This is a genomic window from Streptomyces sp. CB02056, from assembly GCF_001905545.1.
In the GTDB taxonomy this organism is placed as follows: domain Bacteria; phylum Actinomycetota; class Actinomycetes; order Streptomycetales; family Streptomycetaceae; genus Kitasatospora.
This window is the reverse complement of the sequence record NZ_LIPD01000010.1, coordinates 25,455-38,366: the sequence shown is the minus strand read 5'-3', so window position 1 is coordinate 38,366 and position 12,912 is coordinate 25,455. Positions and strand designations below refer to the sequence as shown.

General features: G+C 74.2%; 11 protein-coding genes. 5 read left to right on the top strand and 6 right to left on the bottom strand.

All coding sequences use genetic code 11. From position 1 onward, the window contains the following. Positions 1–4: 4 nt before the first annotated feature. A complete protein-coding gene (gene purB, locus AMK13_RS27105) occupies positions 5–1,435 on the bottom strand; it encodes an adenylosuccinate lyase (protein ID WP_049652391.1) in 1,431 nt (476 codons plus the stop codon). A 119-nt stretch (positions 1,436–1,554) separates the two neighbouring features. Between purB and AMK13_RS27100 the strand changes: the two genes are divergently transcribed. Continuing rightward, positions 1,555–3,681, top strand: a complete 2,127-nt coding sequence (locus AMK13_RS27100; protein WP_074004476.1) for a HelD family protein — start codon at positions 1,555–1,557, stop codon at positions 3,679–3,681. 40 nt (positions 3,682–3,721) lie between these two features. Here AMK13_RS27100 and AMK13_RS27095 read toward each other — a convergent pair whose 3' ends face one another. From AMK13_RS27095 to AMK13_RS27085, 3 genes are all read right to left on the bottom strand, one after another. Then, positions 3,722–4,177 carry a MarR family winged helix-turn-helix transcriptional regulator gene (locus AMK13_RS27095; protein ID WP_049652396.1) on the bottom strand — a complete coding sequence of 152 codons (456 nt, stop codon included), beginning with the start codon at positions 4,175–4,177 and terminating at the stop codon, positions 3,722–3,724. A gap of 84 nt (positions 4,178–4,261) precedes the next feature. Beyond that, on the bottom strand, positions 4,262–4,678 hold the full coding sequence (locus AMK13_RS27090; protein WP_074004475.1) for a DUF3037 domain-containing protein: 417 nt from the start codon (positions 4,676–4,678) through the stop codon (positions 4,262–4,264). Then, on the bottom strand, positions 4,675–5,430 hold the full coding sequence (locus AMK13_RS27085; protein ID WP_074004474.1) for a HipA family kinase: 756 nt from the start codon (positions 5,428–5,430) through the stop codon (positions 4,675–4,677). Before AMK13_RS27085 ends, AMK13_RS27090 begins: the two co-directional genes overlap by 4 nt. A 191-nt stretch (positions 5,431–5,621) precedes the next feature. On the opposite strand from AMK13_RS27085, the gene AMK13_RS27080 reads away from it, so the two are divergent. Further along, positions 5,622–6,980, top strand: a complete 1,359-nt coding sequence (locus tag AMK13_RS27080; protein ID WP_049652402.1) for an NAD(P)/FAD-dependent oxidoreductase — start codon at positions 5,622–5,624, stop codon at positions 6,978–6,980. 62 nt (positions 6,981–7,042) lie between these two features. On the opposite strand, the gene AMK13_RS27075 is transcribed toward AMK13_RS27080, so the two are convergent. Both AMK13_RS27075 and AMK13_RS27070 read right to left on the bottom strand, forming a co-directional pair. Continuing rightward, complete coding sequence (locus AMK13_RS27075) at positions 7,043–8,281, bottom strand: GDSL-type esterase/lipase family protein (protein WP_241853051.1); 1,239 nt, start codon at positions 8,279–8,281, stop codon at positions 7,043–7,045. 254 nt (positions 8,282–8,535) lie between these two features. Beyond that, positions 8,536–9,873 (bottom strand): aminotransferase class I/II-fold pyridoxal phosphate-dependent enzyme, encoded by a 1,338-nt coding sequence (locus tag AMK13_RS27070; protein WP_074004473.1) that lies wholly within the window; start codon positions 9,871–9,873, stop codon positions 8,536–8,538. Between the two features lie 34 nt (positions 9,874–9,907). Between AMK13_RS27070 and AMK13_RS27065 the strand changes: the two genes are divergently transcribed. The 3 genes from AMK13_RS27065 to AMK13_RS27055 all read left to right on the top strand — a co-directional run bounded on the left by AMK13_RS27065 (position 9,908) and on the right by AMK13_RS27055 (position 12,861). Beyond that, entirely contained in the window at positions 9,908–10,579 is a 672-nt protein-coding gene (locus AMK13_RS27065; protein ID WP_074004472.1) for a pyridoxamine 5'-phosphate oxidase family protein, read from the top strand. 14 nt (positions 10,580–10,593) lie between these two features. After that, positions 10,594–11,331 carry an FMN-binding negative transcriptional regulator gene (locus AMK13_RS27060; RefSeq protein ID WP_074004471.1) on the top strand — a complete coding sequence of 246 codons (738 nt, stop codon included), beginning with the start codon at positions 10,594–10,596 and terminating at the stop codon, positions 11,329–11,331. Positions 11,332–11,448: 117 nt separating this feature from the next. Beyond that, a complete protein-coding gene (locus AMK13_RS27055) occupies positions 11,449–12,861 on the top strand; it encodes a sugar porter family MFS transporter (protein WP_074004470.1) in 1,413 nt (470 codons plus the stop codon). Positions 12,862–12,912 lie beyond the last annotated feature (51 nt).

Genomic DNA, 12,912 nt, shown 5'->3' with positions numbered 1-12,912 from the left:
GACGTCAGAGGATGTCGCCGGGCGCGTACTTGGCGGCCTCCGGGTAGGCGGCCGCGACGGCCTCCACCTGGCGGACCACCTCGGCGACCTGGGCGCCGGCCGCGCCGGTGAAGGACAGCCGGTCGGCGAGCAGCGCGTCCAGCGCGGCCCGGTCCAGCGGGATCCGCTCGTCGGCGGCCAGCCGGTCCAGCAGCTCGTTCTCCCGGGCGCCCGCGCGCATCGCCAGCGCGGAGGCGACGGCGTGCTCCTTGATGACCTCGTGCCCGGTCTCCCGGCCGACGCCCGCGCGCACCGCGCCCATCAGCACCTTGGTGGTGGCGAGGAACGGCAGGTAGCGGTCCAGCTCGGCCTCGATCACGGCGGGGAAGGCGCCGAACTCGTCGAGGACGGTCAGGAAGGTCTCCAGCAGGCCGTCGAAGGCGAAGAACGCGTCCGGCAGCGCGACCCGGCGCACCACCGAGCAGGAGACGTCGCCCTCGTTCCACTGGTCGCCGGCCAGCTCGCCGGTCATCGAGGCGTAGCCGCGCAGGATGACGGCCAAGCCGTTGACGCGCTCGCAGGAGCGGGTGTTCATCTTGTGGGGCATCGCGGAGGAGCCGACCTGGCCCTCCTTGAAGCCCTCCGTGACCAGCTCGTGGCCGGCCATCAGGCGGATGGTCTTGGCCAGGCTGGAGGGCGCGGCGGCCAGCTGGACGAGGGCGGTGAGCACCTCGAAGTCCAGCGAGCGCGGGTAGACCTGGCCGACGCTGGTCAGCACGTTCTCGAAGCCGAGGTGCCCGGCGACCCGGCGCTCCAGCTCGGCCAGCTTGTCGGTGTCGCCACCGAGGAGGTCGAGCATGTCCTGGGCGGTGCCGACCGGGCCCTTGATCCCGCGCAGCGGGTAGCGGGCGATCAGCTCCTCCAGGCGGCGGAAGGCGACCAGCAGCTCGTCGGTGATCGACGCGAACCGCTTGCCCAGGGTGGTGGCCTGCGCGGCCACGTTGTGCGAGCGGCCGGCCATGACCAGCTCGGCGTGCTGGGCGGACAGCTTGGCCAGGCGCACCAGCACGGCCACCGTGCGGTCCCGCACGTGCTCCAGGGACTGGCGGATCTGCAGCTGCTCGACGTTCTCGGTCAGGTCCCGGGAGGTCATTCCCTTGTGGATCTGCTCGTGCCCGGCGAGCTCGCTGAACTCCTCGATCCGGGCCTTCACGTCGTGGCGGGTGACCCGCTCACGGGCGGCGATCGAGCCGAGGTCGACCTGGTCGATCACCCGCTCGTAGTCGGCGACGGCGGTCGCCGGAACCTCGACGCCGAGGTCCTGCTGGGCCTTCAGGACGGCGAGCCACAGGTGGCGCTCGAGGACCACCTTGTGCTCGGGGGACCACAGCTGGGCCAGGGTCGCCGAGGCGTACCGGGAGGCCAGGACATTGGGGATCTGGGGCTTCGCGCTCACGCTTCGCAAGAGTAACAGCCGAGGTCACGCCGGACGTCGGCGGAGTGGGGTAGGCTGGGTCAATTGAGCGCCTTTCAGATGACGCACCGCAGCCTTCTCACCGCAAGGATACCACACCGATGAGCGAACCGCCAGTGACCGCGCGGGACTCCAGCGCCCTCGCCGCGGCCCTGCGCACCGAGCAGGCCCACCTCGCCCGGCTCTACGCCCGGCTGGACACCGAGCGCGAACGGGCCCGCCGCACCGCCGACGGCGCCCACGACGGCGCCGGATCCGGTGGCACCCACCAGGCCCGGCTGGAGCGCGAGGTGCGCTCCCGCGAAGCCGCCCGCCACGCCGCCCGGCTGGAGGCGGTCGAGCGCGGCCTCTGCTTCGGCCGGCTCGACGAGCGCGACGGCACCGTCCACTACATCGGCCGTACCGGCCTGACCGACGAGACGTACGAACCGCTGCTGCTCGACTGGCGCGCGCCGGCCGCCCGCCCCTTCTACACCGCGACCCCCGTCCACCCCGGCCCGGTGGTGCGCCGCCGCCACCTGCACACCCGGGGCCGCACCGTCACCGGCCTCGACGACGAGGCGCTCGACCTCGCCGGGCTGGACGAGTCCGGCCGCGGCACCCTGGTCGGCGAAGCCGCCCTGCTCGCCGCCCTCGACCGCGAGCGCACCGGCCGGATGGGCACCGCCGTCGCCACCATCCAGGCCGAGCAGGACCGGGTGATCCGCTCCCCGCTGCGCGGCGCCCTGGTCGTCCAGGGCGGCCCCGGCACCGGGAAGACGCTGGCCGCCCTGCACCGCGCCGCCTACCTGCTGTTCACCCACCGCGCCGCGCTGGAGCGCCGGGGCGTCCTGGTGATCGGCCCCAACCCCGGCTTCCTGCGGTACATCGAGGAGGTGCTGCCCGCCCTCGGCGAGACCGAGGTGGTGCTCCGCACCGTCGCCGAACTCCTCCCCGGCCTCGCCGCCACCGGCACCGACGACCCCGCCGCCGCCTTCGCCAAGGGCGGCCCCTGGATGGCCGGGGTGCTCCGCGCCGCCGTGGCCGCCCACCAGACGGCCCCCGTCGAGGGCCTGGACCTCGGCGAGGGGCTGCGGGTCTCCGCCCGGGCCTGCGCCGAGGCCCGGGACGCCGCCCGCGGCCTGCGACTGCCGCACAACCGGGCCCGCGCCTTCTATCTGGGCACCCTGCTCGACGCCCTCGCGATCGGCCAGGCGCTCAGCCTCGGCCGACCGTACGACGACGAGGAGGCGCACTACGCCCCGCGCGAGCTGTGGGAGCGGCCGGACGTCCGCGCCGCGCTCGACCCGCTCTGGCCCCGGCTCACCCCGCAGCAGCTGATCGAACGCCTGCTCACCGACTGGGAGTTGCTCGCCGGGGCGGCCCCCGAGCACGCGACCGCCCTGCTCCGCCCGCCCGGCTCCGAGTGGACGGCCGAGGACGTCCCGCTGCTCGACGAGGCCGCCGAACTCCTGGGCGCCGAGGGGCCCTTGGCCCCCACCGGTCAAGACCCGGACGAACTGGCCTTCGCCCAGGGCGTGTTGACCATCACCGGGCAGACCGACGACGCCCTGCTGGACTCCGCCGCCCTGGCCGAGCGCTTCCGCGACGACGGCCCGTACCGCTCCACCGCCGAGCGCGCCGCCGCCGACCGCACCTGGGCGTACGGCCACGTCGTCGTGGACGAGGCGCAGGAGCTGTCCGCGATGGCCTGGCGCGCCGTCCTGCGGCGCGTCCCGACCACCTCGCTCACCATCGTCGGCGACCTCGCCCAGACCGGCTCGCCCGCCGGCGCCCGCAGCTGGGCCGAGACGCTCGACCCGCACCTGCCCGGCCGCTGGCGCGAGGAACGGCTCACCGTCAACTACCGCACGCCGGAGCCCGTCATGGCCCTCGCCGCCGCCGTGCTGCGCACCGCCGTGCCCGGCCACCGGCCGCCCGAGTCCATCCGCCCGGGCACCGAGCGGCCCCGCGCGGTCCGCGTCCCGGCGGGCGGCTTCGCCGCCGCGCTCGCCCGGCTGCCCGTCGGCCCGGGCACCCTCGGCGTGATCGCACCGGACGCCCTGGCTACGGAGCTGGACGCGCTCACGGTCGCGGACGCCAAGGGGCTGGAATTCGACGCGGTCGTGGTGGTCGAGCCGGCCGCGCTCGCCCCGCGCGACCTCTACGTCGCCCTGACCCGGACCACCCGCTCACTCACCCTGCTCCACCACCGGCCGCTGCCACCGGAACTCGCCGGGCTGCTCTGACCGGGACGAAGCACGGGCGGCGCGCGGGCGGCGCGGGGTCCTACTGCGCGCCGCCCGTACGACCGGCCAGCACCGGCAGCACCTGGGAGCAGATCGAGTGCAGGGCGATCCGCTGCTCGTCGGTCATCGCCTCGAAGGCCTGGTGGGTCCGGGCCATCTCGCCGCGGATGCGGTTCAGGATCTCCCGGCCCTCGGCCGTGATCACCACGATCTTCACCCGGCGGTCACCGGCCGCCGCCTCCCGGTTGGCCAGGCCCAGCGACTCCAGCCGGTCCACGATCCCGGTGACGTTCGAGGCGTCGCAGCCGAGCCTCCCGGCCAGCGCGCGCATCGGCACCGGCTCCTGCACCGCGCCCAGCGCCTTGGCCTGCGAGGAGGAGAGCCCGTGCCGGGCCGCGGCGGCCGCGAAGTCCTGGAAGTACGCGGCACCGACGGAGGCCAGCGCCTCCATCAACTCGGCGTTGGTCGGTACGGTCGTCGTCGCTGTCGAACCCATGGGGCCAGAGTACGACCAGGTGCTTCAGTAACTCAAGCTTTGACCACGGCAACCGTCCGCGAGCCGCCCCGGAACCCTCCGGTGTCAGAGCACCAACTGGTCGAACAGCCGCCGGAGCTCCGCCTCCGGGTCCGCGGTCAGCCCGGTGTGCACCGGCCCCGGCTGGACGATCGCGCTGCGCGGCGCGGTCAGCCAGCGGAACCGCTGCCCGGCGCTGTCCCCCGCCGCCGGACCGGCCTGCGGGCCGCCGTGGCAGACCGCCTCGATCCCCTGCAGCGCCCGCCGCACGCCCTGCACGTCCGCCACCGGGTCCAGCGCCAACAGCCGGGCCTGGTCCAGGTGGGTCCGGGCGGCCAGGTGCGATTCCTGTCGGCAGTACAGCAGCACCCCGACGTTGACGCACTCGCCGCGCTCGACCCTCGGCACCGCGCGGATCACGGCGTACTCGTAGTCGTGCAGCTCGACGGCGGCCGGCAGCACGGACAGCGTGAACTCGGTCATGCGGGCACCTCCGGCAGCCAGTCGCGCGGACCGGCCAGTCGCTCGGTCAGCTGGGTCCGGTACGCGGCGCGCACCTCGTCGGGCGAGTCGAAGCCGAACTCGTCCACCAGCCAGACCTCGGGGATCTGCGCCACCGCGGCCTCGATCGCCGCCTCGGCGAGCGGCGCGAGCGCCTTGTCGGCCGCCGCCAGATCCGGCCGGGCCCCCAGCAGCGCGTGGTCGGAGGCGTCGTACGGACGGCGGATCCAGGCGGCGGCACCCGGCCAGTTGTGGTGGAAGATCAGGCTCGCGCCGTGGTCGATCAGCCGCAGCCCGCCGGTCGCCACCAGCAGGTTGGGGTTGCGCCAGGAGCGGTCGACGTTGCCGATCAGCGCGTCGAACCAGAGCACCTGCCCGGCGAGCTCCGGATCCACCTCGAAGCAGAGCGGGTCGAAGTTGAGCGCACCGCTGACGAAGGCCATCCCGAGGTTGGTCCCGCCACTGGCCCTCATCTGGTCCTGGATCTGGTGGTCCGGCTCGCTGCGCGCGAGCACCGGGTCCAGGTCGACCGTCACCAGCTCCGGCACCGGCAGCCCGAGCCGCCGGCCGAGCTCCCCGGCCAGCACCTCCGCGACCAACGCCTTGCGGCCCTGCGCCGCACCGACCCATTTCAGCGCGTACAGCCGCCGATCGTCGGCCTCGACCAGGCCCGGCATCGAGCCGCCTTCTCGCAGTGGCGTCACGTACCGGATCGCCGTCACCTCGGGTAGCACGGCCGACAGCCTATCGGTGTCGCCGCCCTTTCCTCTCTCCCCCTCCCGCCGCCACCCCGTTCTCCCTCTTCTCCCTTTTCTCCCCGCCCTCCTCCACCCCACCCCCACGGCCCCACCCCGGTGGCAGCCCCCGCTGCTCCGTGCGAGTGTGGCGGACAGTAATGGGGACCTTCACGGCAAAGGGATGAGCGATGGAACGACCTCGGATCCTGATCGTGGGCGGTGGCTTCGCCGGCCTGGAGTGCGCCCGCCGCCTCGAACACAAGCTGTCACCGTCGGAGGCCGAGATCTCGCTGGTCACGCCGTTCAGCTACCAGCTCTACCTCCCCCTCCTCCCCCATGTCGCGGCCGGCGTCCTCACCCCGCAGTCCGTGGCCGTCTCGCTGCGCCGTACGCTGCGCCGCACCCACATCGTCCCCGGCGGCGCCATCGGTGTGGACCCGGCCTCCAAGGTGTGCGTCGTCCGCAAGATCACCGACGAGGTGGTGGCGCAGAAGTACGACGTCCTGGTGCTCGCCCCCGGCAGCGTCACCCGCACCTTCGACATCCCCGGCCTCACCGACTACGCCCGCGGCATGAAGACGCTCGCCGAGGCGGCCTACGTCCGCGACCACGTGATCGCCCAACTCGACCTCGCCTCGGCCACCTTGGACCAGAAGGAGCGCGAGTCCCGGCTCCAGTTCGTGGTGGTCGGCGGCGGCTACGCGGGCACCGAGACGGCCGCCTGCCTCCAGCGCCTGACCACCGCCGCCGCCCACCGCTACCCGCGTCTGGACGCCCGGCAGATCAAGTGGCACCTGATCGACATCGCCCCGAAGCTGATGCCGGAGCTCGGCGACCCGCTCGGCGAGGCCGCCCTGGAGGTGCTGCGCGACCGCGGCATCGAGGTGTCGCTGGGCGTCTCGGTGGCCGAAGTCGGCGCCGAGACGGTCAAGTTCACCGACGGCCGGGTGCTCCCCTGCCGCACCCTGATCTGGACGGCCGGGGTGGCCGCGAGCCCGCTGATCGGCACCCTGGACGCCGAGACGGTCCGCGGCCGGCTCGCCGTGACGGCGGAGATGCGGGTGCCGCAGTTCGAGGGCGTGTTCGCGCTCGGCGACGCCGCCGCCGTCCCCGACCTCGCCAAGGGCGACGGCGCGGTCTGCCCGCCGACCGCCCAGCACTCCGCCCGCCAGGGCCGCGCGGTCGCGAACAACGTGATCGCCTCGCTCCGCAACCAGCCCCTGGAGCCGTACTACCACAAGGACTTGGGCCTGGTGGTCGACCTCGGCGGCAAGGACGCGGTCTCCAAGCCGCTCGGCATCGAGCTGCGCGGGGTGCCCGCCCAGCTGGTGGCGCGCGGCTACCACCTGATGGCGATGCGCACCAACGCGGCCAAGTTCCGGGTGGGCGCCAACTGGCTGCTCAACGCGACCGCCGGCGACGACTTCGTCCGGACCGGCTTCCTCGCCCGCCAGCCCGCCCGGCTGCAGGACTTCGAGTACACCGACGCGTACCTGACGAAGGATCAGGTCATCGCGCACGCCCAGTCCCTGCTCGCCAAGGGCTGAGCACGGCGGAACGGCGGTTCGGCGCCCCCACGGCCGAGGCCGCGGGGGCGCCGACCGTGTGCTCACCGTGCGGTGAGGTACATCCCGCTCGCGTCCTGCCCGGCCGTGTTGCGGCACGCGTAGTCACCGCTCGGGCGCGCCCACAGCAGCGTCAGGCAGCGCCCGACCGCCTGCTGGCCGTAGTAGTTGGGGTGCATCGACTCCTGCAGCACGCCCTGCGTGGAGTTGAGGCCGCCGTCCAGGAAGCGCGCCCACTCGCTGGTGGTCGCGGACGGGCCGGAGCTCGCGGTCGGCTGCCGGGTGGCCGTCGAGCAGACCTCGCGGCCCTGCAGCATGTCCGACAGGTCCAGGAACTGCGCGCCCTTGGCGGCGGCGACGCCCGCCAGCGCCTGGGAGATCTGCGGCACCATCGAGTCGCGGGCCCAGTCGGCGTCGCCGTCCCAGAACGGGCAGCCGCCGGTGTTGGAGCGGGTCCAGCCGCTCTCCGGGTACCGCATCTCGGCGCCGCGCGGGATCGGCGACGGGTAGGACTGCAGCACCAGGCGGTAGTCCGACTGCGCGTAGCCGGCGCCGGCCATCACCGCGCGGATCTCGTCGATCGCCTTGCCGACCCCGGCCATCGCGGCGGGCATCTTGGCGTCGATCCCGGACTGCGCGGAGTCGTGGCAGTAGGAGTACCAGATCAGGTAGTCCTGCACGCAGGTGGAGATGACGTCCGAGAAGCCCAGGTCGTTGCCGCCGATCGACAGGGTGATCAGCTTGACGTTGTTCTGCCGTGCCACGGTGGCGAGTTGGTCGGCCTGTGGGGCCTCGCCCTTGAGCGACTGCCCGCCGTTGGCGGCACGGAAGACGTTGGCGCTGACGGCGCCGGAGCAGGCCAGGTCGATCTCGTTCTGGGCCCCGGTCGAGGCGCTGAGCACCTCGGCGACGTCCGAGCGGTCGCACCCGCTCGCGGCGGTGGCGCCGTAGACCCGCGAGGGGTCGTACGAACTGCCGGTCCAGGCCCGGTCGGTGCCGTTGCGGCCGCCGCCGGTGCCGGCCGCGTTGCCCTTCCAGCGGCCGGCCTCGCCGGAGATGTAGCTGTCGCCGAGGGTGACGCTGGCGGTGGGCCCGGACGGCACGACAGCCGGTGCGGCCGGGGCGGACGGAGCGGCGGAGGCCGGCGAGGCGACGGCCAGGCCCGCGACGGCGATCGGGAGGGCCAGGGCCGCGGCGAGCAGCCGTCGGCCGGGGCGAGGGGCGCTGCTGCTGCTTCGGGCACTGCGGGTGCTGCGGGCGCTGCTCGAACAGTTCTCGGGCACTGCGGAACTCCTGCGGCTCGGTCCTCCCGGGGAAACGGGGAACGGGAGGACGCCTGGGTGAGGGTGGGCCGCCGGCCGGTGGCGCGATGAAGATGACATGCGCGCGCCCACCACCGCTAGGCGTCTGCGGGAGGTTTCCGCTTTTGTTACCGCCGGGTTCAGACCAACCGGGCGGGCGACGCCCGGACGCCGCCCGCGGTTCACACCCGCCACACCTGCCCCACCCGCCCCGCACCCCAGGGCCCGACCACGACTCACACCAGCCGCGACCCGCCCCCGCCCGCCCCCAGCACCGCCGCCAGGTCCTCCGCCAGCTCCCGCGCGTGGGCCGCCTCCAGCCGCGCCGTGGTGAACCGCAGCCCGGGCGGCGACTGGATCCGGTACCGCACGCCGGGCGCCGCGACCCAGCCGCGCTGCACCAGCGCCGCCAGCACCGAGGTCTCGTCCGGCACCGGCACCCAGACGTTCAGTCCGCTCCGTCCGTGCGCCGCGATCCCGCGCGCCGACAGCTCGTCCAGCAGCGAGTCCCGCCGGGCCCGGTACGCGGCGGCCACCCGGTCGGCCGGCGCGGCGTCGCCGCTCCACAGCTCCGCGACGGTGCGCTGCAGCAGGTGGCTGACCCAGCCGGCGCCCAGCCGCAGCCGGCCGGTCACCCGTCCGATCGTCTCCTCGTCCCCGACCGCCACCGAGACCCGCAGGTCCGGCCCGTACGCCTTGGCCGCCGAGCGCACCACCGCCCAGTGCCGGGTGCCCGCCCCGACCAGCGGGTGGTACGGCTGGTCGACCATGCCGTGCCCGTGGTCATCCTCGATCAGCAGCACCCCGGGGTGCTCGGCCAGGACGGCCTTGAGCGCCTCGGCCCGCCGCGCGGTGAGCGCCGCACCGGTCGGGTTCTGCGCCCGGCTGGTGACCACCACGGCCCGGACGCCCTCGGCCAGCGCGGCGGCCAGCGACCCCGGCAGCGGGCCCTCGTCGTCCAGCCGGACGGGCACCTGCTTCAGCCCCAGCGCGGGCAGCAGGTCGAGCAGGCTGCCCCAGCCCGGGTCCTCGACGGCCACCGCGTCGCCGGGGCGCAGCCGGGCGCCGAGGATCCGTTCGACGGTGTCCAGCGAGCCGGAGGCGACGGCGATCGGGCCGCCGGGCAGGCCGTCGGCCTCGAAGGAGGCGCGGGCGAGCGCGAGCAGCCGCGGGTCGACGCCGGCGTGCCCGTACAGCACGGGGTCGGTGCGCGCGGCCTCGGCGGCGGCCGCGAGGGCCTGGGCGAGGTCGGGCAGCAGGGCCGGGTCGGGGTTGCCGGTGGACAGGTCGCGGGCGTGCGGCGGGACGGGGATGCGGATCTGGTCGCGCGGGGTGAGCGCGGGTCTGGGCAGGATGCGGCTGCCCTTGCGGCCGGCCGTCTCGATCACGCCGCGGTCGCGCAGCAGCCGGTAGGCGGCGGCGACGGTGTTGGGGTTGACGCCCAGTTCGGCGGCGAGGTCGCGCAGCGGGGGCAGCGCGGTTCCCGGGGCGAGCTGCCCGCTGCTCACGCCCTGCTCGACGTGGGCCGCGATTTCGCTGGCGCGTCGCCCTTTCAGCGGATAGTCTCCTAGCACAAAGCTAAGTATGCACTAGTACATAGAGGATGTCATGTCGGCCAACCCGGAAGACTCGCCCAGCTACTCCCGCACCCCCAGGACCACCCCCACCCGCTACCGGGACCGGGCCACCTGGGAGCAGGAGGCGATCCACGCCATCCTCGACAGCGCCTACATCTGCCACCTCGGCTTCGTCGTCGACGGCGCCCCCGTGGTCCTGCCGACGATCTTCGCCCGGGTCGGCAGCCGGCTCTACGTCCACGGCTCCACCGGAAGCCGCCCGATGCGCAACGCCTCCGGCGAGCAGGGCATGCCGGTGTGCGTCACCGTCACCCAGGTCGACGCGCTGGTGCTCACCAAGTCCGCGTTCAACCACTCGGTGAACTTCCGCTCGGTGGTCGCCCACGGCACCGCGCACCAGGTCACCGACCCCGAGGAGCTGGACGTCGCGCTCGCCGCCCTGGTCGACCACGCGATACCGGGGCGCTCCGCCGAGGTCCGTCCGGCCAACGCCAAGGAGCTCGCCGCCACCGCCGTCGTCCGGCTGGAGCTGGACGAGGTCTCGGCCAAGACCCGGGAGGACGGCGCCGCCGACGACCCGGAGGACACCGGCCTGCTGTACTGGTCCGGGCTGATCCCGGTCACCACCGTGCACGGCACCCCCGAGCCGCACCCCGGCACCGCCGTCCCGCTCCCCGCGCACCTGCGCGGCTACCCCCGCTGACGGGAGGCCCACCCGTGCTGATCAGATCCTGGGACCGCGGCGACGAGGCCGAGTGGCGCGCCTGGCTGGCCGAGGGCCGCGACTTCGGCCTGCTCGCCGCCAACGGCGGCCCCGGCGAGGGGCCGGTGCTGGTCCCGACGCACTTCCTGCTGGACGCCGACCGCGGCGAGATCCTGCTCCACCTCGCCGCGCCCAACCCGCTGCTGGCCGCCGTCCGGGCCGACCCGAAGGTCACCCTCGCGGTCACCGACGGCTACGCCTTCGCCCCGGGCCACTGGCGCGGCGCACCGGGCACGCCCACCAGCTACTACGCCTCCGTCCACTTCCACTGCACCGCCGAGGTGGTGGAGTCTGCGGCCGGCAAGGCCGAGATCCTCAACCGCCAGCTGGCGCACTTCCAGCCCGAGACGCCGGAGGTCCGGGTGGTGCCCGGCGAGGGCGAGCTGGCCCGGCAGCTGCCCGGCCTGCGCGGGCTCCGGCTGACCGTCGACGAGGTGCGGGCCAAGTTCAAGTACGACGACAAGAAGCCCGCCGAGGCGCAGTACGCGATCGCCGACCGGCTCGCCGAACGCGCCGACGGCCGGGGGCGCGGCCGCGACCAGTACGCCGCCGCCCGGGCCCAGTTGCTCCGCCGTCACCGGCGGCGCACCGCCGAGCCGCGGGGCGCCGCCGGCCCCGTGGGCGACGCCCCGCGCGCCGACCTCCCGCGCACCGTCGACCGGCGCACCGAGCGGCCGCGCGCCGCCGACTGACCCCGGATCACCCGGTCGGCCGCCCCCTCGGGCAGGTCGGCCGCCGCGCTGCTCGAATGTGAGACGAGCCCTGCCCACTCGGCGTCAGAGCGGGCCCGTCCACCCCCGGGAGCGCGCGTGTCCTCAGTCAACAGCCAACGGGCGGCCGGCGAGGCCCACCTCGGCCACGTGGTGTTCATCTCGGCGGCCGCCGCCATGGGCGGCTTCCTGTTCGGCTACGACAGCGCGGTGATCAACGGCGCCGTGACGGGCATCCAGAAGCACTTCGGGGTCGGCCACGGCACCACCGCCTTCGTGGTGGCGATCGCGCTGCTCGGCTCGGCGGTGGGCGCGGTGATCGCCGGCCGGCTCGCCGACCGCCTCGGCCGGGTCCGCACGATGCTGCTGGCCGCCGCCCTGTTCGCGGCCAGCGGCATCGGCTCGATGTTCCCGCCGAACATCGAGACCCTCGCCACCTGGCGCGTGGTCGGCGGCATCGCGATCGGCATCGCCTCGGTGATCGCCCCGACCTACATCGCCGAGGTCGCCCCGACCGCGTACCGCGGCCGGCTCGCCTCCTTCCAGCAGATGGCGATCGTGCTCGGCATCACCGTCTCCCAGCTCGCCAACTGGGCCCTCAACCAGGCCGCCGGCGGCGAGTCCACCAACCACCTCGGCGGCATCCAGGCCTGGCAGTGGATGCTCGGCGTCGAGGCCATCCCGGCCCTGGTGTACGGGCTGATGGCGCTCGCCATCCCGGAGTCGCCGCGCTTCCTGATCGCCGACCACCGCGAGGAGCAGGCCCGCAAGGTGCTGGTCGAGGTCGAGGGCGAGGGCGTGGACCTGGACGCCCGGGTCGCGGAGATCCGCTCGGTGCTGGAGTCCAGCCACAAGCCCCGGATGAAGGACCTGATGGGCGGCCGCTTCGGCCTGCTGCCGATCGTCTGGGTCGGCATCGGCGCCTCGGTGTTCCAGCAGTTCGTCGGCATCAACGTGATCTTCTACTACTCGTCCCTGCTGTGGCAGTCGGTCGGCATCAACGAGTCCAACTCGCTGCTGATCAGCCTCTCCACCTCGATCATCAACGTGATCGGCACGGTGATCGCGATGGCCCTGGTGGACCGGATCGGCCGCAAGCCGCTCGCCCTGGCCGGCTCGATCGGCATGGCGGCCGCGCTGGGCACCGCCGCCTGGGCGTTCTCCTACCGGGAGGGCACCGGCGACACCGCCACCCTGGACAACACCCACGCCACCGTCGCCCTGGTCGCCGCGCACGTCTTCGTGCTCTGCTTCGCCTTCTCCTGGGGCGTGGTGGTCTGGGTCCTGCTCGGCGAGATGTTCCCCAACCGGATCCGCGCGCTGGCGCTGTCCGTCGCCGCCTCGGCGCAGTGGATCGCCAACTGGGCGATCACCGTCAGCTTCCCGGACCTCGCCGACTGGAACCTCTCCGCGACGTACGTCATCTACGCGGCCTTCGCGCTGCTCTCCATCCCGTTCGTGGCCTTCTGCATCAAGGAGACCAAGGGACGCGCCCTGGAGGAGATGGGCTGACCCGGACCGCCCCGCCGAACTCCCGCCGCTCGCGGCCCGACCCACCGAGAG

What these genes read in the sequence shown, in the direction of transcription:
- AMK13_RS27100 (WP_074004476.1), top strand. Translation starts at nt 1,555, where the DNA reads ATGAGCGAACCGCCAGTGACCGCGCGGGACTCCAGCGCCCTCGCCGCG.
- AMK13_RS27095 (WP_049652396.1), bottom strand. Translation starts at nt 4,177, where the DNA reads ATGGGTTCGACAGCGACGACGACCGTACCGACCAACGCCGAGTTGATG.
- AMK13_RS27090 (WP_074004475.1), bottom strand. Translation starts at nt 4,678, where the DNA reads ATGACCGAGTTCACGCTGTCCGTGCTGCCGGCCGCCGTCGAGCTGCAC.
- AMK13_RS27080 (WP_049652402.1), top strand. Translation starts at nt 5,622, where the DNA reads ATGGAACGACCTCGGATCCTGATCGTGGGCGGTGGCTTCGCCGGCCTG.
- AMK13_RS27065 (WP_074004472.1), top strand. Translation starts at nt 9,908, where the DNA reads ATGTCGGCCAACCCGGAAGACTCGCCCAGCTACTCCCGCACCCCCAGG.